Annotated in this window: 1 protein-coding gene (cut by a window edge); it reads left to right on the forward strand. The window is 67.1% G+C overall.

Annotated elements, in window-relative coordinates; genetic code table 11:
* Window positions 1-24,338, forward strand: the 5' portion of a protein-coding gene (locus D1643_RS00825; RefSeq protein ID WP_160707681.1) for an InlB B-repeat-containing protein. The gene runs 12,310 nt beyond the window's last position; 24,338 of the gene's 36,648 nt are visible here — the first part of the coding sequence; its start codon is at window positions 1-3; the stop codon falls past the right edge of the window.

Here is a 24,338-nt window from a genome sequence, read left to right on the forward strand (position 1 = left end):
ATGAACGGCAGAACAGGCTTTCCCGATCACCACGAGGCAGACCCGTCGCGCATGCAGGCGCTCATGGACGAGGGACAGCGCTTAGATTCGGCCGAGCCTCCTCGCGACGACGCTACCCGCGAGGAGGCATACGAGGCGTACGTAGCAGCGCGATCCACGGGCTCCCGTGCGTCTCGTCGTGCCCTGGAGCGGGCTGAGCGCGCTCGCGCACGCGCGGCCGCACGCGCGCGCGTATATAGCGGGGATGCGAAGACCGCCGCTGACCAGGTGGTTAACTCGTTCCGGACGCGTCCCTGGGTGCGCGCGGTCTCCGCGGTGATGGCCGTGCTCCTGGCCGTCACGCTGTTCGACGTGACGGGCCTGCGTCCCCTGATGTTCGACGTGTCCAACGACGACGCCACCGCCGCCACCGAGCAGGCGAACGACGCCACGAAGGACGAAAACGACCCGACCGCCGCCGATGCGAACGACCCGGCCGCCGCGGATGCCGACGATCCCGCCGCCGCAGACGCCGCGAACGACGCCGCGACCCCTGCCGAGGACACCACCGGCGCCGACACCGACACCGAAGCGCCCTCTGCCGAGGACGACGCCGCTGCCGACCAGCCCGCCGCCGAGCCTCAGGATCCCGCCGCCGCGAAGGCGGCCCTGCTGCAGCAGGTGGCCGACGAGCCGCTGGACGCCGACGTGCTGGCCTCGCTCAAGCCGACGTCCCTGACGGATGCGGCCGACGTGCTTCCCCGCCTCACCGACGACACCGAGGACGCGGCCGCCGTGGCGAGCCGCATCAACCCGTTCATCGACGTGTGGGGCGCGCCGCTCATGGAGGGCACCACGTTCTACGCCAAGTCCAACCGCGCGAAGGCCCGTCTTGACCTGGGCAACCTGGGCCAGCTGCTTGAGGGCGGCTACGTGGCCGGCTCGGCCGACGGCGACGTGCTGACGGCCACCATCGAGCTGCCCTACCTGTACCGCGTGTCCGATGACGCGCTCTCCGCCACGCTCTCGCAGGAGGAGTGGCGCCTGCGCACCGCGCTGTGGTCCGAGGCCTCCAAGGCCGACGCGCCCGCCGACTACCAGGCCGTGGCCTCCGCAGCCGCCGCCCGCGCCGCCAATCCCGACGACACGGCCCGCGCCCCGCGCGTGGCCCTGTTCGCCGACGGCGTGCCGGCCGGCTGGTCGCTGTGGCAGGAGCACGACGGCGCCTACGTCGCGCTCACCGACGCCGACCTGCGCGCCGGCGTGTCCGGCCGCGTGATCCTGCGCTGGGAGGGCACCGACCCTGAGCGCCCCGGCCAGCTCTCCGCCGTCGACGTGGCCGCGGCCAGCCCTTCCTTCGAGCTGGGCTTTACCGGAGCTGTGCCCGAGGACGAGTCCGTCAACGTCTCCTACGGCTTCGAGCTGCAGAGCTACACCGCGCCCCTCACCGAGGAGCAGGAGGCCGCCGCGGCCATCGACCCCGAGTCTCCCGAGGCTCAGCCCACGGTGACCGTCGGCAAGGCCCTGCGCAAGGCGTCGGGCGCCATCGCGCTCACCAACGCCGACTCCAAGGCCAAGGCCGAGCTGTCCGTCTCCAGCCTGGGCACCCCCACGATGCCGCAAGCCGACGGTGCGGGCACCGGCTGGTGGCACGCGCTGGCCACCTTCGCCATGCCGCGTGACGTGGTGGCCGCGAGCTCCCTGGCGCTCACTGCGCAGTGGCGCGCCGACTGGCAGGGCGAAGGCGGCATCTCCACCGCATCGCTCGCGCGCTTCCGCGTGGCGAAGGATGGGGACGACGAGGCCGCCCGCGCTGCTGGCTACGTCGACCAGCTGGCCGCCGGCGCAGCCGTCGACGTGAGCGCCGAGACCCTGGCCCAGAACACCTACCGCGGCGTGCCCGGCCAGGGCGGCGCCGTCATCCTGGACGTCACCGACCTGACCGATCGCCAGATCGCCACCATCGACGCGGCCGACCCCGCCACCATCGAGGCGCTCGGCCTGGAGCCCATCCCCTACGAGCTGGCTGCCGACGGCACCATCCGCGTGCTGCGCGACAAGGCCGCCGGGCGCGTGGAGCCCGAGAAGCAGCGCCGGCTGCTGGTGGCCGCGCCCTTCGCCGAGTCGGCGCTCGTCGACGCGCCGCTGCCCGAGGGCGCCGTGCCCGACGCCACGCCCGGCTACCAGCCCGTCATTGCCACCTTCGGCCTGCAGGCCGGCTCGGTGGACGACGGCAAGCCCGTCTACCTGACCGACATCACCGAGCTCGCCGCCACCTTCGAGCGCGGCGCGGCCCCCGAGCAGCCGGCTCCCGGCGATGACGAGCCCGCCGACGACCCCGATGCCGCCGACGAGCCCGCCGCCCCGGCCGAGCCCGACGAGAACGGCGTCACCCCGCCCACCGGCCCGTCGGTCGAGCTCAAGGACGGCCCGACCGTCCCGATGGCGCCTACGGTGGACAACCTGATGGCCGTCGGCGGCAGCTTCACCGTCATGCGCTCTCCGCTCCGCGCCGCTGGCAGCTCGCGTGCGGCGGTGGACTGGAACAACATCATGGATCCGTACTCCACGCTCCTCACCGAGAACGAGGCGCTCCCGGGCACGGTGAACACCTGGCTCATCAAGGGGTCATTGGAGATCACCCGCATCAACCTGACGGCCGACTTCAGCTTCAACATCGGCTATCTGGGCGATCAGCAGAACAAGACGAAGTTCACGGTGAACATCCCCTACCTGTACTTCGACGACAAGTACTCCGTGTGGCAGGCCTACACCTATGACGACTACCAGGCGGCCATCAAGAAGTACCACGAATACAACGTCGGCCGCGAGATGAGCCTGCGCCTCATCCCCGATACGAGCTTCTTCACCCAGTGGGACGTGAAGGACGACCGCAACCGCTCCATCACCGCATCCACCTACAACATTCACTACAAGGACGGCCTGGTGGGCTCGTTCACGTTCTCCTACAAGGGCCTCAACGCCCGTGGCGAGATGGACGTCAACTTCAAGCGCCCTGAGTTCCAGGTGGAGTTCCGCGGCACCATCCCCGAGAACACGGGCGCCACCGTCCTCATAGGCGGCGACGCGACGCTCTACAACGACATGACCACCAAGCACACGGGTAACTTCCACCGCGATCCCGGCAAGATGGAGACGGGCGACATCCACAACCGCACCATGACCTTCATCAAGACCAACCTGCAGTGGAACACCACGGTCACCAACATGTGGAGCCCTGCCATGTGGGACCGGTACAACTACATGGTGTACCGCGTGGAGACGGTGAACACGTCGGAGGACAAGGACACCCTCATCGACTACTTCGGCAACGTGTTCAAGTACCCCACCAACGAGCAGGGTGGCGGCGGCATGCGCCTTGAGGACGTCATGGCCTTCTGGGCCGAAGACGGCTCGGCGATCAAGAACCCCTCGGCCAACCTGAAGGGCCCCAACGGCAACGACAACCTCATCGGCAAGCCGATGGAAGGCGGCGTGCTCATCTATGACGTCACCAATGTGGATGACATCATCTGGAGCGGCGTGGAAAACGGCGGCCTTGACCTCGACAAGTTCACCAACATCGACGACTTCCTCGGCAAGACCGACCCGACCACGGGAGAGCCGCTGGTCACGCAGCTCCCGTACGTGACGGGTGGTTTCAACAACTCCATCTCTGTCCGTATTACGGAAAACGAAGGCGGCACCCTCATTCCGCAGGGGGACAACGACCACATGGTCATGCTCTTGGCGCTGCCCTATACCAACAACTTCACGCCGTTCACGATGAACGGCAACAAGGTGTATCCGAACGTGTCGCTCGACACCACGACCACCGTCTACTTCGGCGGCCGCGGCGAAGATGACTACTCTTGGGCCAAGACGCTCTACAACTCCGACTCGTTCAAGGAGGCGAAGAACGGCTTCGAGTACACGAAGGAGGCCTACAACCGCCTGGGGAACAACTGGACGGGCGACGCGCGCGACCGCCTGGGCTATCTGACCAAGTACCGCATCTCCGGCATCAAGACCACGGGCAACATGCCCGTCTCCTCCAACGACCTCTCCCTGCCCTTTGGCGCGGTGATCAACGACACCATGCCCGACAACTACGAGCTGGTGAACGTCGAGTTCCGCATGAAGAAGGATCACCTGGTGGCGGGAGACACCGTCCCCTACGACCTGTCCGACTACCTTTATATAGACGGCGCGGGCAGCCCCGCGAGCGCTATCCAGTTCGAGGTGCGCACCGGCCCTGACAAGGGCGGCCCCACCGCCCCGCGCCAGTGGGTGACCTTGACAGGAAGCCCGCAGTACGTGGGCCCCGACCCCAACGACAGCGCCTACGTCATCTACCGCGTGGGCGGCACGACCAGCACTGACGGCATCGCCGCGCAGCTGGAGGCCAGGGGCATCGCCGCCAAGCCGCGCAACTCCGTCGTGGGCAGCACGAGCACGTCTATGGCCTTCACCGGCAAGATGCGCTTCCTCATGGCCAACGAGCTGCCGAAGAACACCAACCTGCCCGTGGACATCACCATCCACGGCATCATGCGCTCGCCCATCAGCAACGGCGCGGACGGCCGCTACACCAACACCGTCGACGGCGAGTACGGCCGCAAGCAGTGGGTGGTCCCCGCGCAGAAGTACGACACCGCCAAGTACTACGGCGCCACCTCCCAGGCGAGCCTGCTGCCCGAGAGCGGCGTGCGTCCCTGGGTGGGCGGCGCGGGCTTCGACACGCCCGACGGCGCGGCCGTGCCCAACTTCAGCGCGTGGAACGGCACCGAGAACGCGCCGCTCAACGAGTCGCGCTCGGGCTTCATCTTCCACCTGGGCAACAACTCCTCGTCCATGATCGAGCCGGGCACGTTCACCACTACCAACATGCGCGTGGCCGACCACCGCTTCACCGGCCTGTATGATGGCAGCCTGCGCATCAACGAGTATCGCGGATTCGATACGAGCGCCATCGAGCTTTCGCCTGCGCTGTGGAGCAACTCGAACATCTCCAGCATCCGCGTGTGGTACCAGAACCCCAACTACAACTTCGGCTCCGGATCGTCCGCGAGCAACATCACCTACAAGGACATCCCGCGCGCTACCTTGGCGAGCACCTACCTTCAGGCTGACGGCAGCGTGGTCATTCCCAAGTCGGTGTGGGCGGGCTCGGGCCGGGACAACAACTACTTCCTGCGCCTGGAGATCACCTTCGACAAGTTCGCCAGCGACATCCCCAACGCGGCCTCGCCGGCTGCCACGGGCACGCCCACCGTCATCCTGCGCGGTACCACCAGCTACACCGGCCAGTACACGGTGACAGGCACGTTCACCACCAGCTACCAGCTGGGCGGCACGCCGGTGAAGGCGACGGGCAGCGGCACGCTCAACGTCAACCCGGCTCAGCCGCGCGTCTACGCCAACGCCTACGAGGACGGCCTGGGATGGAGCAGCTGGAACCGGGAGCGTCCCTCGGCGCTGCTGCGCAATCGCTCCGGGTTCGCGTTCCACTGGGGCAACTACAGCCCGACCGCGCTCGAGCCCGGCCGCTTCCGCACGACCGCCATGCCCTACGAGATGCATGACGGCACGCGCCGCGGCTTCGAGACCGACTCGGTGCTCATCTCCAGCGAGGTGTTCGACTGCACCAACAACACGGTCAACGAGATTGTCGTGGTGGCGCTCGATGCCGACAACAACGAGGTCACCTACTCCTGGAAGAAGAACGACTCGACCGACCAGATCACCCCGCTCAAGGCGGCCGACGGCAGCGTGACGCTCACGCCCGCCCAGTGGGGCAACAACTACTTCAGCCGCATCGAGGTGCGCTTCGACGAGATGAACGCCAACGTATCGGCGGCTGTCGGCGGCAACGACCATGGCCCGCGCGTGAAGATTCACGGCACGACCACCTGGCTGGACAGCCAGCTGAAGGTCCAGGGCGAGCTGCGCAGCTGGTACACCTACCTCGACGACAACGGCGATGAGCAGATCGACGAGACGATGAACGTCAGCAGCATCGGCAAGGATGTGAACGGCACGTACATCGCCGGCTATCCCTGCGAGGCCATCCTGGCGCCGTACAACGCCAGCCCGGTGGTGGACGCCTATGCCTACGACGTGAAGAAGAGCCCCAAGTTCAGCGCCGCCGGGGGAACCCAGTCCGGCCCGCTCAACTCCAAGCGCTCCGGCTGGTACTTCCGCCTGCGCAACACCAACGACTCCTACGTCGACCCCGGCGTGTTCAGCACGTCCAACCTGACCTATCAGGTGATCGACGGGAAGAAGCGCGGCTACGACACCTCCTCGGTCACGCTGACCAAGGGCCTTCTGGCCAAGGGGCAGATCAGCAAGGTGCGCCTGTACTACTCGGTGAACGCCGAGGCTGACAACTACGTGGAGATCCCCTGGAGGGCGGGCGCGGCCGGCGGCGCCGACCTCCAGCAGTACCTGGTGGCGGCCGGCAGCGCGCAGGCGACCGAGTACGGCGCCGACGCCGTGGGCAGCATCGTGCTGCCCTCCTCCGCGTGGAACGGCGAGTACTTCGCCCGCGTGGAGGTGTACTTCGACCGCTACGACCCCAACGTGACCGCCACGCCCACGGGCAGCTACGACGACACGGCCGTCATCATCCACGGCATGCCCACGCAGATGGGCACGCGTACCATGTCGGGCACGTTCCGCACCCTGCACCTGGGCGACCAGGCCGACAACGACACGAAGGAGAAGTCCTCCACCGCGTCGGCCAAGCTGACGGCCAACACCATCAACCCGCAGATCACCATGGCGGCCGGCTGGTCGCTTGACGGCACCGCCCACGACTCCGGCGTGCGCCATGGCGCCGGCGACCGCGCGGGCATCAACGTGGCGGCCGATGTCGTGCCCTACCGCTGGGGAGAGAACCCCGCCCGCGAGAAGGCGTGGTTCCAGTACTCGCTCACCAACAACACGGAGTGCTCGGGCGATGAGGTGTACTTCGACCTGGCCGTTGACGAGATGGCCGCCGACACCGACGCCAACCGCGGCGAGTTCCGCGGCTTCGTCGGCCGCGAGCTGGTGATAGCCGGCTTCAGCAAGAACGACAAGGGCGCGTGGGTGCACTCCTCGGGCACGCTGCACGGCATCGACGTGTACGATCACACCGGCGCCAAGGCCCTGAGCCTGACCATGGACGACCTGGCTCCCTTCATCGACGCCTCGGGCGTGCTGACGCTGCCCTTCAAGGCCAACGTCAACGGCACGGTGACTAACATCGGCGTCAAGAAGGTGCGCCTGAACTACCAGACGCTCAACGAGTGGGTGAAGGACGACAAGACCCTGGTGGCGCGCATCTACGGCATGATGGAGACCCACGGCGCGGCCGTGAACAACGCCAACCGCTACTGGGTGCCGGCAACGAGCCAGCACAACGGCTACTGGGTTCCGGCTGATCCCATGTACCAGTACCGCTACACCACGGGCAGCTGCGCGTTCGGACCCATCGACGACCGCTACAACGACGCTGCCGGCAACCACTCCATTGGCCGCACGGAGTCGTGGCGCAGCTACATCGGGTGGTTCGACTGGGCGTCGAGCTCCTACGCCTACCGCGACGCGTACACCGCCCCTGGCCAGACGGCCCCGCTCATGGCCGCCGCCCAGGGTGACCCGGTGGAGGTCGTACACTACGCGGACGGCTCCGGCTATCACTTCACCGCGAACAACAACACCAACTCGCGCTCGGACTACAACGTCATCACCTACGACCTCACGTCGGTGGGCAACAAGCTCACGGTGAGCAACCCGGCGGAAGTGTACGGCTTCCTTACCAAGGAGGTGACGCTGAGCGCCGGCGTGGTGGACGCGGGCAAGTACTGGGACGAGCTGGATGACGGCACGGGCAACTCGCGCCTGGGCAAGTCCACGCTCAAGTCCGTCAACTTCTACTTCGTCGACTCCGCTACGGGCGCGGTTCCCACCACGCCCAGCGTGTCACTGACCCCGGATCAGCTGCAGGCCTACAAGCAGCCCGACGGCAGCTACAAGATGGTGGTGCACACCGACGCCGATGCCGGCCTGACGGCGGGCGCCGACTTCACCGCGCAGGCGTCCAAGTACCTGCGCAAGGTAACGCTCAACTACGACGTGATAGACCCGGCGTACTTCGGGCAGCAGATGACCGCCGACTTCAAGGGCCAGACCACGTGGTGGTCGAACTACGACACCACCGTGCATATGGACGGCGTCATGACCGCCGTGCAGACGGGCACCGGCTTCCCCGGCGGCAACTACGTCGCCCGCTCCACGCGCCGAGACCCGAGCCTGCTCACGGGCCGCCCCTACCTCAACGTGACCACCCATGGCAAGTACGTGGACATGGGCGAGGGCAGCTACGGCACCACGGCCACGAGTGACAACAACATCACCCGCGTCAGCGTTCCCTATGACCGCGACTTCGTGCTGTGGGCGCAGTTCGAGAACAGCCACGCCTACAACATGATCGACGACGCCGATGTGGACCTGGCCCTGGGCCTGGCGCGCGAGAGCGGCATCGTCACGCCCCCGGGCGGCAGCGTGACCGGCAGCGCCACGGCGTGGACCGGCTTCCACACCACCAAGATGGTCATCGCGGCCGAGTACCTGCAGCAGTGGGGCAAGCCAGGCAAGATCCAGCTGACCGGCGCGCTCTCGTCCGAGGCCACCGCCTCGCTCAAGGCCACCCTCGAGCCGCAGATCGACGCGACCACCGGCGACCTCGCCGGCTTCAAGAGCGGCGCGCGCACCTTCGCCATCCAGGCCGACGGCAGCTTCGAGCTCACGGAGAAGGATCTCATCGACCTGGGCATCCAGGAGCTCACCAACGTCAAGCTGCTCGACTGGCGCGACATGGAGCGCCGCACCTACCAGGCTGCCGGCGGCGCGGAGGTGCAGCGCATCTACTTCTACGGCTTCAGCGACAAGGACCTGGGCACCACCATCACGGGCCTGAGCGCCAACACCACGGTGTTCCTCAACAACATCCGCGAGAACGCGCAGGTAGACGACAACTACTACTACCAGATGAAGCGCAACGACCGCACCGAGGTGCGCATGTCGAAGATGTTCTTCGACGCCAACACGCGCGTGGCCTACAACGACATGGCGAACGAGAGCAAGGCCTACGAGAACTGGTCGTACGCCTTCGACGAGGATCATGACTACTGGAACAGCTACTGGGGCTGGGGCGGCACCGAGATCGACCAGCAGCTGGAGGTAGGCTACAAGGCGCTCGGCTCCTACACGGTGGACTTCCGCCAGCTGACGGGGACGAACGGCGTGGAGGCCGCCTGCCACTACGACCAGTGGTGCAACCAGTGGTGCACTGAGCACCGCACGGGCTACAACATCTTCACCTGGTGCTCCGAAGGGCGCGCGGGCAACCACGCGAGCCCCATCGACGGGCGCACCTACAACAGCGCAGCCGTGCTCGACTTCGAGCAGACCATCCCGTCTGACGCCTTCGACGCCTACTACGTGCGCGTGCGCGACGCGGCGGTGCCCTACCTCAACTCCATCACCGTCTACTACGCCGACGGCTCGAGCTTCGTCGCGGACAAGGCCTCCATCATGGCCAACCGCCACAACGGCAACGGCACGGGCGTGGACGGCCAGAAGTACCTCCGCCTGAACCTGCTGGCCAAGGACGCCTCCGGCAAGCACGTGGCGGACTTCAGCAACAACGAGGCCGCCTACTTCAAGGACGCCTACTCCGGGTACTGGAACAGCTCGGACCCGGCCGCGGGCGACCGCGTGGTCAAGATCGTCTACAACGTGTCCATCAACCAGGACCAGTACACCGACGCCACCGAGGCCCACGCCAAGCAGGTGGACTTCGGCACGTGGTTCCGCTGGAATGACCCGAACTACGACGCCTTCGAGGTGTCGGGCCGCTTCTACAAGGTGACTAACGAGGTCTACTCCACCACCAACGTGAAGATGCGCCTGGGCGACACCGCCTCCACCGCCGCCGCGCCGGGCACGACGGACAACGGCAACAGCGGCGACCGTCCCTACCACAAGGCGCAGGTGCGCTACGACTCGGGCGACCGCAACGCCGCCCAGGCCTACCGCTCCAACTGGTCCTACCAGGACTACGTGCAAAGCGGCCATCACGGGCACACCCCCTACAAGATGCGCCACCTGTGGACGCGCGCCCGCGCGGCGGTGGTGGAGGCCGGCGCCTACACGCGCAAGGGCCACCTGAGCAACCTGACCAACGGCCGCGACGGCATCAACGGCCTGGAGGGCAGCACCGCCATCCGCTTCGCGAGCGACCAGTACTTCACCGTGTCGTTCCAGCGCCACTACGGGTGGGCCCAGTACAACCAGTGGAGCAACAAGCTCTCGTTCACCGACGAGGCCGTGCTGCGCGATGTCATGCCCGTGTGCAAGCCGGATGCCGAGATGGACTACTACGGCTTCCTCTCCACCGGCATGCAGATCCTTGGCAAGGACAACGCCGCGAGCCAGCATGTGCTGCCCCACGTGAAGGAGGTCATCTTCCACCTGGAGCAGTACAACGCCGACGGCACCGTCGCGGGCACGCGCTCGGTCACGGTGAGCCGCGCCGACCTGGGCGTGGATGCCGCGGAGGCCGCCGGCAAGGGCGTCTACATCTACTTCAACCGCCCGAAGGGGCTCAAGGAGGACGTTCCCGAGTCGCCGACCGACTTCAAGGCGGCCATCGACAACGGCTCGGCCTACCGCCTGAGCCTCGGCGCGGAGGAGTTCGTCGACAGCTACGACATCGTGCTCAACGAGTTCGGCGGCGCGGGCGATCATACCCAGGAGGTGGGCCGCAAGCACGCCGCCGACTACGACGCCGACCGCGACAACCCCGACGTGCGCGTCTACGGCCGTCCCTACGCCTACGTCAACCAGACCCCCACGGTGAACTCCGACGTGAACAACACGTCTCAGACGTTCACGCGCCGCTACGGCGACGGCCTGGGCGAGGGCAAGCAGGAGTACTGGCACGGCACCGACGGCCTGGGCACCTCCGGCAGCGGCGACGACTTCGTCAACACCGACAACGCCTTCTTGCTGGGCTACCTCATTCCCTTCGGCTACCACTACAGCATGCAGCGCGCCGACGGCACGACGCACGACATCACCGGCGCGGGCCGCATGTCGCACTTCTCCGCCGCCGACAACCTGGCACCGGCCCACGGCACCTTCGAGGCGCGCTTCTGGAACATCCGCGACCGCTTCTCGCTCGCGCAGAACCCCGACCCGGATAACTACGGCCGCGCGTCCCACATCAACCAGGTGACGCTCAAGGCCACCACCTCCGGCGACTTCCGCATGCAGAAGGTCTACGTCCCCAAGCAGCTCGTGCCCACCGACCCGAGCTGCCCCAAGACGGCGGAGGGCCAGCCCGCGTGGCTGGCGGTGGAGAACTTCTCGTTCGTCTACAACGGACGTACCGTATCCGTAGACTGGCCGACGCTCGCGGGCATGGGCATCGTGTCCGCCGCGCCGCTCGCCAGCGGCCCCTACGCCGACTGCTACGAGGTTGACCTGGAGAAGTACCTGCGCGAGCAGTTCAACCTGTGGAAGACGAGCGGCGGTGCCAACGGCATCCAGCCGGTCACCTACACCGCCGTGTCGGCCACCAACCTCATCCCCGGCTACGCGCCCGACCTGACCACGGTCAACCGCACCTACGTGAACAGCCGCATCAGCGACCTGACCATCAGCTACAACTCGCCCACGGCGCATCGCAAGCAGGAAGACACGATGCTCGACGCGAGCCAGTACCTCTCGGGCGACCCGGACAACGCCAAGGGCGGGCGCTACAACTACGCCTTCGCCTACGACGGCGTGTACGTCGACCGCACGCTCGACGACTTCCTGAGCGCGCAGGAGACCACCTACACCGACCTGACGAAGGGCAACTGGAACGAGTACGCCACGCCGGCCGGCAACAAGCAGGGCATGGCCTATCCGGACATCAACTGCCGCGAGACGCTCGCCGTGACGAGCGTGCGCACGCGCGATCCCAACCACTGCTCTGTCAACGATCCCAACTATGTGAGCCAAGTGGGGCCGCTCAACCACGACCCCTACGCCGACAACGTGCTGTTCCACCGCCTGGCGCAGATGGAGACCTCCAGCGTGCGCGGCAAGCAGGTGACCCTCAACGGCGTGGACACCACCATCTTCGGCTACGACAACTCCAACAATGACGTGGCCTCGCCCGTGTCCTACAGCCCGGAGTCCCAGGCCAAGGACGCCAACATCCCCGACGGCGCCCTCTACGCCGGCGACTACGTGGAATACGTGGTGCGCGTGGGCAACAAGGCGGCCGACGCCCCCGGCGGCAAGTACGACGTGCCGCTGGAATCGGTGGACGCCCGCTTCCAGGTGGAGAAGGGCCAGCGCATCGTGGGCTGGGAGGTGCAGAAGGTCAAGCAGGCCGACGGCACCTGGACCGAGGACAACCCCACGGGGCTGCCCGTCACCGCCGAGATAGGCGACGACGCCCTGGCGGCCCTGCGCGACGCGCCGGCCCAGACCGACCTTTCCGTCGTGGGCGGCGTGGAGCAGTACGACCAGAACCGCGTGCTCATGATCAAGCTGGGCGCCGACAAGTGGGTGGAGCAGCAGGCCAAGAACCCCGACGGCTCGGACAAGGTCAACGAGCAGGGCGAGCCGGTGTACGAGGACGTGATGACCCCGCAGGAGGATCGCCAGGTAGAGCCCGGCGAGTACGTGGCCATCCGCATCATCACCCAGCTGACGGGAGAGCTGGGCACCGACGCCTACCATGAGTCCGAGAACACGGCAGCCTACGGCAGCGCCAACGACCTGCCGTCCTATCGCGACGCCGCCCTGCGCGCCGACTTCTACGCGGCCAGCGCGCCCATGCACGGCTACTTGCAGTACATCGTGCCCGGCGGCGGTGACAACAACCATGACGTGTGGGGCTACTCCAACGACACGGGCCTGAGGCTGATCAGCTCCTACACCACCGCGCATCAGCGCGGCACCTACCTCACCGACGGCGTGCACAGCCAGTACGGCTCGCGCGTGTACAACTACGTGCGCTTCTACAACCACCGGGCCGATCGTCCGCGCGGCAACGTGGATCACTACAACGATCCCGCCATCACCCTCAAGTACACGGGCCAGGATCCGGCTACGCTGCTGCACTCCCGCCCGCGCGCGGACGGCGACACGGCGCAGCTGACCATCGGCGGCATCACCAATCCCACGTACCACACCACCGACCTCACGGTGACGGTGAGCCTGCTCGACAAGAACGGCAGCGGCCGCCAGGTGTTCGAGCTGACCGACACGCCCAAGCTGGCTGCCGGCACCGATGCCGTGCGCCGCGTGACGGCAGAGGGCCCCGACAAGGGCAAGATGATCAACCTGCGCTACCCGTCCAACATCCCGCCCAGCCTGAACCTGGATAGCCGCGACAGCACGCTTTCCGACGTGCTGAGCTCCATCGGCTCGGCCGGCGGCGGCGTGAGCGGCGGCGGCGACGTGGAGGACATTCCCTCCACCGTGCCCACCTACCAGGTATCTTACGTGGCCGACACGGGCGGCGAGGTCGATCCGGACGTCGATCCGGGCACCGACCCGTCCTTCGCCGGCAAGCTGCCGGCCAACTCGGCCTACGCCGAGGGCGACATCGCGGGCTCGACGGCCGAGGCCAAGCCCGGCTACGTCTTCGAGGGCTGGTACAAGCGCGTCAAGAACGAGGACGGTACCTTCACCGATACCAAGATCGAGGGCGCCGTGGCGGCGCTCACCCCCTCGCTCATCGCGGCCAACCTCAACACCAAGGCCGCGGTGGACACCGAGAAGCCCGAGCAGCCCGGCCCCGGCGCCGACGCCGAGGGCGGCGACGGCTCTGGCGACGGCTCTGGCGACGCGGGTGACGCGGGCGACGCCGACGGCTCCGGCGAGGCCGAGCCGCCGAGCACGGGGCCGGCCACCATCTACGACGACACCACCTTCGTCGCCAAGTTCAAGGCCGATGACAAGCGGAAGTACTCCGTGACCTACGCGTCCTCCGACAAGGACAAGGGCACCGTCTCCAACGAGGGCGACCTTGCCATGCAGGCGCTCAGCACCGCCCAGGTGACTGGCTCGACCGCCGCCCCGGCTGCGGGCTTCATCTTCGACGGCTGGTACCTGCGCACGCGCGATGCGGGCGGCGCGGAGGTGGACACCCTCGTCACCGAGGAGCTCCAGCTGACCGCCGATGACGTGCGCGAGGTGCTTGACGCCCAGTTCAAGGGCGATGACGGCCTCTACACCGACGCCGCCTTCGTCGCGAAGTTCGTCGACGAGTCGCAGCGCAAGTTCACCGTGAGCTACCTCGCCAGCGGCGAGGGCCAGGTGCGCACTGCCGGCTACAAGCCGGGCGCGGGCGACGAGGTGAAGCCCGGCGCGTGGGGCACGAGCGCGGACAACCGCAAGGTTCCCGCCGACGGCTCGACCATCACCGGCGCCGAGGCCCAGGCATCCGAGGGCTATCAGTGCGACGGCTGGTTCCTGCGCACCACCGGCGACGACGGCGTGACCGACACGGCCGTCACCCAGGCTGCCGTGCTCTCGCGCGAGGACGTGGCCGGCCTGTTCACCACCGAGGGCGAGGGCTGCAAGCTCACGGGTGACGTGACCTTCGTGGCCAAGTTCAGCCCCAAGACCGAGGCGCGCTTCGCGGTCACCTACGGCACCGACGGCAACGGCGAGGTGCGCACCCTCGGCACCGTCGAGGACGGCGAGGAAGTGGGCTTCGGCGAGTGGGGCGCGAGCGCCTCCAACACCGACATCGTGGCCCTCATCACCGCGGGCGTCACCGGCGTCCAGGCGCGCAGCAAGGCCGGCTATGCCTTCGAGGGCTGGTACGTCACCCAGAAGGCTGCCGATGGCGCCGTCACGGAGAAGCGCATCAGCAGCGACGCCGAGCTCACGGCCGCCGCGGTCATCGCCGCGCTCAACACGACCACCACCGAGGCGGAAGGCGAGACGCCGGCCGAGACCCTCTACGCGGATACCGCCTTCACCGCCAAGTTCACGCCGGACGCGGCGCTCACCTATACCGTGAGCTATACCGCCACCGAGGGCGGCACCGTGTCTGCGGCCAGCAACGTCGACCAGAAGCTCAGCACCGCCAAGGTCACGGGCGCCACCGCCACGGTCAAGCCGGGCTATGAGTTCGCCGGCTGGTACCTGCGCACCTACGGCGAGCCCGAGTCCGAGGGCGGGGAGCCTACCTACACCGACGCCAAGGTCACCGAGGACCTGACGCTCACCGCCGCCGACGCCAAGGCGCGCCTGGCCAAGGATAAGGACGGCCTGTATGCCGATACGGCGTTCGTCGCCAAGTTCCAGGCAGAGGGCGACCGCACCTACACGGTCACCTACGAGGCCGACCCTTACGTCAAGGAGCAGGACGACGGCACCGAGGTGTCGGTCTCGGCCGGCGAGGTGGAGACCAAGACCAACGCCGACATCCAGGTGCTCTCCACCGAGGGCGTCACCGGCTCGGTGGCGCTGCCTGCCAACGGCTACAAGTTCGCCGGCTGGTACGTCCGCACCTACGTGGACGAGCAGCGGCAGGTGATGGTGCCCAAGCTGGAGGAGAAGTGGGAGAAGGTCAAGGTTCCGGTCCTCGATGAGGACGGCCACCAGAAGTACGACGATTACGGCGAGCCGATGTATATCGAGGAGAATCGCCTGGTCGTGGACGAGGACGGCAACCCCATCCTCCAGCCGGTGCTCGACAAGGACGGCAACCCCGTCATGGAGCCCAAGAAGGATGAGAACGGCAACCTCGTCTACGAGACCGTGTCCGTCGCCAAGGACGAGCTGGTGGCGGGCGCCCGCGCCTCCCTCACCAAGGACCAGGTGGTGGCCGAGCTCGAGAAGCGCAAGGACGCCGACGGGCTCTACGCCGACCTGCTCCTGGTGTGCAAGTTCGCCGAGAAGAGCGGCAACGAGCCGGACGAGGACTTCGACCCCTACACCGTCACCTACAAGGTGGTGGACGGCACGCTCGACGTCACCTCCAACCCCAACCTGGACGCCACGAGCACCGATGGCGTGACCGGCGCCACGGCTAAGGCCAACGCCGGCTTCGAGTTCGTCGGCTGGTTCGTCGAGACCATCGAGTACGTGCCCGATGCGAGCGGCGCCATCCAGGAGCAGAAGGTCGAGCAGAAGATCGACGGCGCGGGGCTCACGCTCTCCGCCTGGGAGGCCCAGGCCTTCCTGCAGAAGGACGACACCGGCCTCTACATCGACACCACCTTCATCGCCCGGTTCCAGAAGGCGGCCGTGAAGGAGGGTCTGAGCAAGGAGTCCGTCAACGAGCCCGAGACCCTCGGCGACCGCGACCCCATCCTCATCGAGTACTGGGACACCCGCGCCATCAAGAACGCCGATGGCACCTACGAGGGCGCCTGGATCACCATCGACGAGCTCGACCGCCTGAACGCCCAGCCCGACCGCGAGCCCACCGTGGCCGTGGAGGGCTACTACAAGAACTCCAACAAGTTCCGCTACGTCACCCAGGTGCGCTGGACCTACTACGACCTGCCGGCTACCATGTCCGACGACGGCACCACGGCCTACAAGCTCGATGACGTGGCCCTGGTGGGCGTGGCCCGCTACCAGGACAACCGCGACTCCACCGGCGAGCTCTACGAGTACTGGACGGCCGACCGCGTGCCGGTGGACTTCGGCTACACCCATCGCCACGCTGAGACGACGCAGCTCGACTTCTACCAGGAGGGCGCCGACGGCGAGAAGGGCGGCCCCATCCTGACGCCGGCCGTGAAGCACTTCGAGAAGACGGTGGAGGGCCAGACGAAGAGCGTCCTGCAGACCAAGCAGGACAGCGGCAAGAACGTCAACTTCACGGTGTACCGCCGCACGCCCGTCATCCGCTTCCAGAACCAGGTGTTCCAGACCGAGGCCCAGGCCAAGGGCACGGGTGCCAAGAGCTGGAACGCCTCCCAGAAGACCGGCTACATCCCCGGCGAGAAGTTCTGGTACAAGGACACCCTGTGGAACGTGCCGCGCGGCACCAACTCCTACATGGACGTGGAAGGCGAGCTGTACAATCCCGTCTTCTACGAGCGCATTCCGCTTGACTACCTGAAGAAGGCCGACGGCTCCGCCGGCGAGATAGACGCCGACTACCTGGCCGCGCGCCTGCAGAACAACATCCGCTGGTACGACATCTACGGCAGCGACGTGAAGGACGCGCGCCTGAACGGAATGAAGCTCCAGGTCACCCGCGTAGCCGAGGAGGACGCGCCGGAGGTGGCCAAGGACTACGGCGGCATGATGAACTACAACAACGCGCCGGTGGGCTACAGCACCCGCGACATGGGCGCCAAGCCGTTCAACGACCTGAACCCCACCACGGCAGGCGCCACCGAGGACACCCGCTTCGCGCTGTTCCGCATCGAGTGGGTGCCCGACCCGGCGTCGTCCAAGCCGGGCTCGGTGGTTCCCGACGAGCGCGAGGAGATATCCCCCGTCGACCTGGTGGAGCCGGGCAACGTGTGCGTGGAGGTGGGCGACACCATCGAGCTGTGGTTCGACGTGACCGCCGCCATCGACGGCCTGCCCCAGGTCTACGGCGACATGGCCAAGACGCAGTACTCCACCACCACCGGCAAGGAGCCCGCGTACTTCCCGCGCATCGGCGAGTACTGGCACTCCAACGGCAACACGGGCGGCTGGAATTCCAACACCGGCCGCGTCTACGTCAACCCGCTCTCCGGCGGCAGCTTCGGCGCGTCGCGTCCCGGCACGGGCGCGAGCTACGTGAACAACGCCGGCGTGCTCATGGACATGGACTCGCTGCTCCACGAGTCGGCCTTTACCGCCGATAAGCCCAAGAACACCGACCGCTGGGAGATGTGGGACGGCTCGCTCACCTTCATCCCCGGCGAGGCCACCAACCAGAACGTCGACCGCTACCTCAGCTACGATTGGAACAGCCAGCCCAACACCATGTACGGCCAGGACGGCTTCCGCGGCGTGTTCCTGGACACCGACGCTAAGACGCAGAACTTCGTGCAGTGGACGCGCTACACGCCCAAGCGTCCCTTCAGCGCGGCAAGCCAGGCGGCGCTGCACAAGAACGCGCTGCCCACCACCCGCTACCTGGTGAACGGGTACAGCTCGGGCTGGAACTCCACCGTGGCGCGCGTCAACGAGCGCTCGGACCGGTACCGCGACTACCGCTACAGCTACTGGCGCGACTACGACAACTTCGTGACCATCCGCCGCACGTGGGTGGACAACACCGTGGACACCGACGATGAGGGCAACGCGACGGGCCTGCCCACGCAGTGGGGCTCCGAGACGCCGCTCATCTGGTCGCAGACGCGCCTGCACCTGCAGAAGGCGTGGCTGGCCACGTCGTCCCAGATGTATCCGACCAACGACTCGACGCCGGCCATCGGCGGCCTGTGGGCCACCACCGGCACCCATGAGACGCAGCGCCAGTACCTGAGCGGCCGCGACGCCACCGAGTGGTGGTACGAGAACACCAACAGCTACTACAACAACCTGTACAAGCAGACCATCCGCGACCAGCGGGGCGTGCTGTGGAACCAGTACAACACCGCCATGCAGTACAACCAGGCCTACACCACGCGGCTCCAGGCGCTCAACTACGGCGACCGCAACCTCGACGCGGTGGAGTTCACCTACATATTCCCGCGCGGCACCGAGCCGCAGCTCAACGAGGACGGCAGCCTCAAGCTGGCCGCGTACACCCTGAACGGGTACAACCGCGGGCCGTCGTGGCTCGACAGCGACGCGCAGGTGCAGGAGAACTGGGCGCGCATCGGAGACGACCTGGTGGACGCCGAGATCATCCAGACGCCCTATGGCCCCTACCAGGGCTATGACGCGCCCTCCGACTCGCAGAACCCGGCCGACTACCGCAACGGCCTGGCGCGCCGCTCCGAGGACCTGTCAGTCGACCCGGCGCTTTCCAGCTACGAGGCCGTGAGCGGCGGCGACGCCACCCTGCACGGCGAGGACTACGTGGGCAGCTCGCAGCCGTGGGTGGTGCGCGTGACCGTGCGCAAGCCGCTCGGCAAGTGGTTCGGCCGCGACATCGACAACAACGCTGCCAACACCGCCGACCGCGACAGCTACAGCGGCACCCAGGGCTACAAGATGATCGTGGACATCCCGTCGCACATCTTCGCCACCAACACGTCGGGCTACTGGTACGACCGCGTGCTCACGCGCCCCGTGGACACCCGCGAGGTGACCGGATCCGACACGGCTACCGGCGAGCTGCCCTCCAAGTCGAGCGCCTACTACCAGCTGTTCGACATCGAGCACTACGAGGGCAAGGCCGCCTGGGAGCCCGACACCAACAAGGGCGATGGAGACACCAACAACAGCCAGCCCTTCGGCATGGACTACGTGTGGACGGCGCGCTATCGCAACAACGACAGCTCGTGGAACCTCCCCAGCACCTACGACCAGTCCTACGGCTCGCCCAACATGCCGTCGGTGAACGGGCGCGTGGTGCAGAACAACACCGTGCGCCTCACCCGCTTCGAGCAGAACGCCGACGGCACCTGGCGCGACACCGGCAAGGCCGTGCCGGCCGGCGTGAAGGTGACCGACACCACGGCTGGCGGCAGCTGGCACAACGCCTACAAGGACTACGGTGAGGAGGGCACGCCCACGCTGTATGCCCAGACGGGTACGCGCGCCCAGATGCGCAAGCCCGTGGTGCGCATGTGGAACACGCTGGGAACCAACGGCGTGACCGGCAACCTGTCCGAGTACTACGCGGAGAGCGAGGGCGCCGTGCGCCAGCTCAACGTCCACGTGGAGAACCGCTACTGGTGGGATCACACGGCCCAGAACGTCACCACCAAGAACTCGGGAGACTGGTACCACGAGGGCGGCTGGTGGGAGCGCCTGTACCACACCTACTCCGTCGACGGCGGCCAGCAGGGCGACCTCGTCATGCCCGTGGTGACCGTGGTGCTGCCCGAGAACATCGTGCCGCTGCGCGCCAACGGCGAGCCCTACAGCCGCCTCCCCGACGTGGAGCAGGGCTTCGCCGCCGGCGACTGGTCGGTGAACTACGCCCGCGAGGCGCGGGTGGGCAACACCGGCCAGCTGACCAACAACATGGACGCGCCGGAGGCCTGGCGCGACTTCAAGGCCACGGTGACCTACGAGAACGTGAAGGACGAGGGCACGCCCGCGGTGGGCAACGTGCCGGCCAAGCCGCCGGTAGATCAGTACCGCTTCGTCATCCGCTTCGAGGCCCGCGGCGACGTGGACACCTCCGCTGAGAAGGTGGACGACTTCGCCTACGGCTTCGACCCGGATCAGGTGGCCGTGGAGGGCGCCTGGAACGGCGGGCGCAACAGCAGCTACGCCGACGCGAGCACCAAGCGCAACGTCGCGGCAGACCTTGACGTGGCCGCCACCCGCAAGGGCAACGGCGAGCAGCGCATCCGCGCCTACGACATGAACACCTTTAAGTTCAACATCATGACCACCGGCGCCAGCCGCTCCGACGCGGACGAGACCGCCTACCCCGAGACGTGGCGCAGCTACGAGAACATCCGCACCTACGTGTCGTCGAAGATGGACGGCTACCAGTTCCTGGCCGACTCCGACATAGCGGGCAACCCCTACCAGGTGGGCTCGCCCGTGCAGTACCGCCGTTGGAGCGGTGTGGGCGATGACACGCGCCTCGACGCCCGCCAGGCGCAGTACCGCACGTCCAAGCGCGACGGCTACAACTACTACTTCTGGGACACCACCGACTACACGGGCAATGCCAGCGGCAGCGCGTATCCCTACAACATCAGCTCGGTGGGCGTCATCCCCAAGAACGCCGTGAGCGATGGCAGCTACACCCGTGCCAACGAGCCGGCCACCAACTACCTGCCCGGCTTCGTCAAGCGCTACACCGAGAGCCAGAACGGCCTGGACAGCGTGACGCCGGCGGGCAACGCGGGCGTCATCGTGGAGGACTACCGCTTCCGCGAGAGCTATGCGCTGGACGCGCAGGCTACCTATCGCCTGAACGGCAACGACGCCGTGCGCAGCACCGAGGCCTTCAAGCGGAACAAGACCGGCGTGGCCGACTCCCGCGATGACCAGGGCCTCATGTCCGGCCTGAAGATCCGCTGCTCGTATCCCACCGTGAAGGCGGAGTACGAGGTGGCGCGCGGCACCGGCGACAACGGCGCCACGCCTTCGGCCATGGGCAACGGCGCCTACTGGGACCAGAGCCTCAAGTCGGGCGGCGGCCGCAACGACTTCTACTACTGGCTGGGCCGCGACGGCACCCGCCAGGCCAACACCATCCCCGACGCCAACGCCTTCCAGTACGGCGACACGCTGTGGTATCAGGCCAAGTTCTCCAACCTGAACAACGGCTACGCCCAGTCGGGCCGCCTCATGCACGCCAAGATCGTGTTCGCGCTGCACCTGCCCAAGCAGGTGACGTTCTACACCGATAAGATGCTGACCGACGATCCGGCCGTGGCGGCCAAGGACGCGGCCTACAAGCTGATCACCGACTACGAGGGCGACGACTACCAGTTCCTGGTGGAGTGGCACCACTGGGATCGCCATCAGAACGGGTTCGTGACCGAGCACCTCACGCCCAAGCAGCTGGTGGCCAACGGCTGGACGGTGAAGGTGGTCGACCAGCCCAACTACACGTCGAACAACTACGATGCCACCCAGGGCGGCAGCGACTACGGCAAGCCCGACGCCGACCAGCCTGATGACCTGGCGCCCGACAACATCAAGTCCGCCTCGCACGACGAGGAGGTGGTCGTCTTCGAGCTGGCGCCGCCGGATGATGCCACCGATGAGGAGTTCGACGAGTACGACAGCCTGCTCCAGGCGCAGTGGGGCGGCGTGCATCCCGATGGCCACATGTTCATCGGCGACGCCATCACGCTCAAGGTTCGCACGCGCATCGACAACCTGGGCGACGCGGAGAGCGCGCTCACGGGCATGCACACGAGCTATGCCGACCAGCTCAAGGAGCTCCGCACGTGGAACGGCGGCAACTCCACCATGTACGCCACGGTGCACGACACCAACCTGCGCTGGCTCCAGCAGGCCAACGGCGGCCCGGGCTGGACGCACGTCTACGAGAACGACTGGACTGATCCCGACACCGGCGCCGTCACGCCGGCCGGCACCCAGGCCACCAAGCCCGTGACGCCTACCGCCACGGAGCCGGGCCAGAAGCCCTATGACTTCAACGAGCAGAAGATGAGCCGCTTCATTCGCTGGGGCCGCTACAACGGCTACGTGCGCCTCATCAACGACGAGGTGGCCAAGATCGACCCGGTGACGGGCGAGGAGATCCCCGCCAAGGACTACGACCGCGACGGCGACCTCACCGACAGCTACATCTACGACAAGTCGGGCTTCTTCAAGATCCTGAAGCCCAGCTCCAGCGTGCGCGGCGACACCTTCGTCCAGCGCGCGCTCATGACCGACCAGGACTTCGACATCAACCTGGCCGACGACTCGCACCAGGCCGGCGACAACGAGCTTCTGGTCACCCAGGCCGTCAACACCGGCTCGGCGGTGAACAGCTTCATCGTCGACTGGCAGGTGCCCTACTACGGCACCCTGAACGCGCTGTCCTACGACGCCCCGCTGGCTGACCCGAGCCAGCCGGTGGTGCGCACCTACCCCTACGTGAGCTACGTGCAGACCGGCGTGTGGGAGGTGCCCGGCGCGGAGTGGTCCATCAAGCAGGTGGTGGTGCCGAATACCGCAGCCGCGGCCTCGGCCAGCGCGCCTGCGAACGATGCGGGCATCGCCGCGTACTCCACCGACCCGGCGTCTGACGAGCCCTTGGCCGACGAGCCCGTGGCACCGCAGTCCGATGAGGTCGCGCTGCCCGTTGCCGAGGGCGACGGAGGCGCGGCTGACGGCGACGGCGGGTCGACGCCGTCCGAGACGTACAGCATCAGCTACCGGACCGACGGCATCGACGGCAAGGTGAGCGTGACGAATGACTTCAACATCCCCCAGGGCACGACCGAGGGCATCCGCGGGTCGACGGCCACGCCGAACCTCCACTTCGAGGTCAGGGGCTGGACGGTCATGCGCACCGATGAGAACGGCAAGAACTACGAGGAGGACATCGACGTGCCGGTGGCCGAGGACGGCACCTGCACCCTGACTCCCGAGATAGTGGCCGCCAACCTCAACATGACGGAGGTGACGGACGCCGACGGCAAGCCCACCGGTGAGATCCGGTACAGCCAGACCACGTTCACCGCTCACTTCAAGCAGAAGACCTACAACATCTACTACCTGGCTGAGCCGCTCGACCCAGATGCGGACAAGAGTCCCCACGGCAGCGTGGAGACCCCCTATAACCTGGACATGCCGTACAAGGCCACCAACGGCATCTCCGGCTCCAAGGCCATCCCCGACACGGGCTACATCTTCGAGGGTTGGTACAAGCGCACCGAGTTCGAGCGCGAGGAGACGCTGCCCGACAACACGGTGGTCACGGTGACTGACTACCGCGACGACCGGATCGAGGTGGTCTACGACGATATCACGGGAACGGCTACCCTGACGCCCGACCTGGTGAAGGCGAACCTCAACGCGAGCGACGAAGCCGAATCCGCCGTGGCGGGCATGTTCTACAAGGACACCGTGTTCGTGGCCAAGTTCAAGGAGAAGCCCAAGTACGAGGACGTCTACGACCAGCCGCTCAACGAGCAGGCGCGGATAGAGAACAAGCTGCGCGTGTTCGTGCTCGCCCGCGTGGTGAACACGTCCACGAAGGACGCCGACAAGGCGAAGTCCGTCTTCGGCGAGCAGAACGGCCCCACGCCCAACGAGCGCGAGAACTATGCGCTGCCGGGCACCGACGCCGACCGCGACTACTTCTTCGGCGAGGACGACCGCGGCAGCGCCCAGTATCCTGACGGCAACACCGCTGACGGCCTGGATCCGAGCACCTGGGGTGGTTCCCAGGCGGGTACCTGGGTCATCCTGGGCGACCCGGCGGGCTATCCCGTGCGCGACAAGACCAACACGCGCATCGACACCACGCAGTACAGCAACGCGGGCGGCTACGACATCCGCCAGGTGCGCTGGGTGGTGAAGGCCGTGGAGGAAGATGACGCGGGCAACCCGGTCAAGACCGGCTGGGACGCCATCATCGACGACTCCATGGCGCAGCGCAACCCGGTGCCGCGCGGCTTCCGCCTGGACGTGGACGCCGTGCCCGACGTGACTGGCGCCGACGACGACGGCCTGAACGACTACAGCGACACCATCGGCAAGCAGGAGGCCGACTTCCTCGACCCGCAGCGCCT

The organism is Enterorhabdus sp. P55 (genome assembly GCF_009911695.1).
Classification (GTDB): domain Bacteria; phylum Actinomycetota; class Coriobacteriia; order Coriobacteriales; family Eggerthellaceae; genus Enterorhabdus.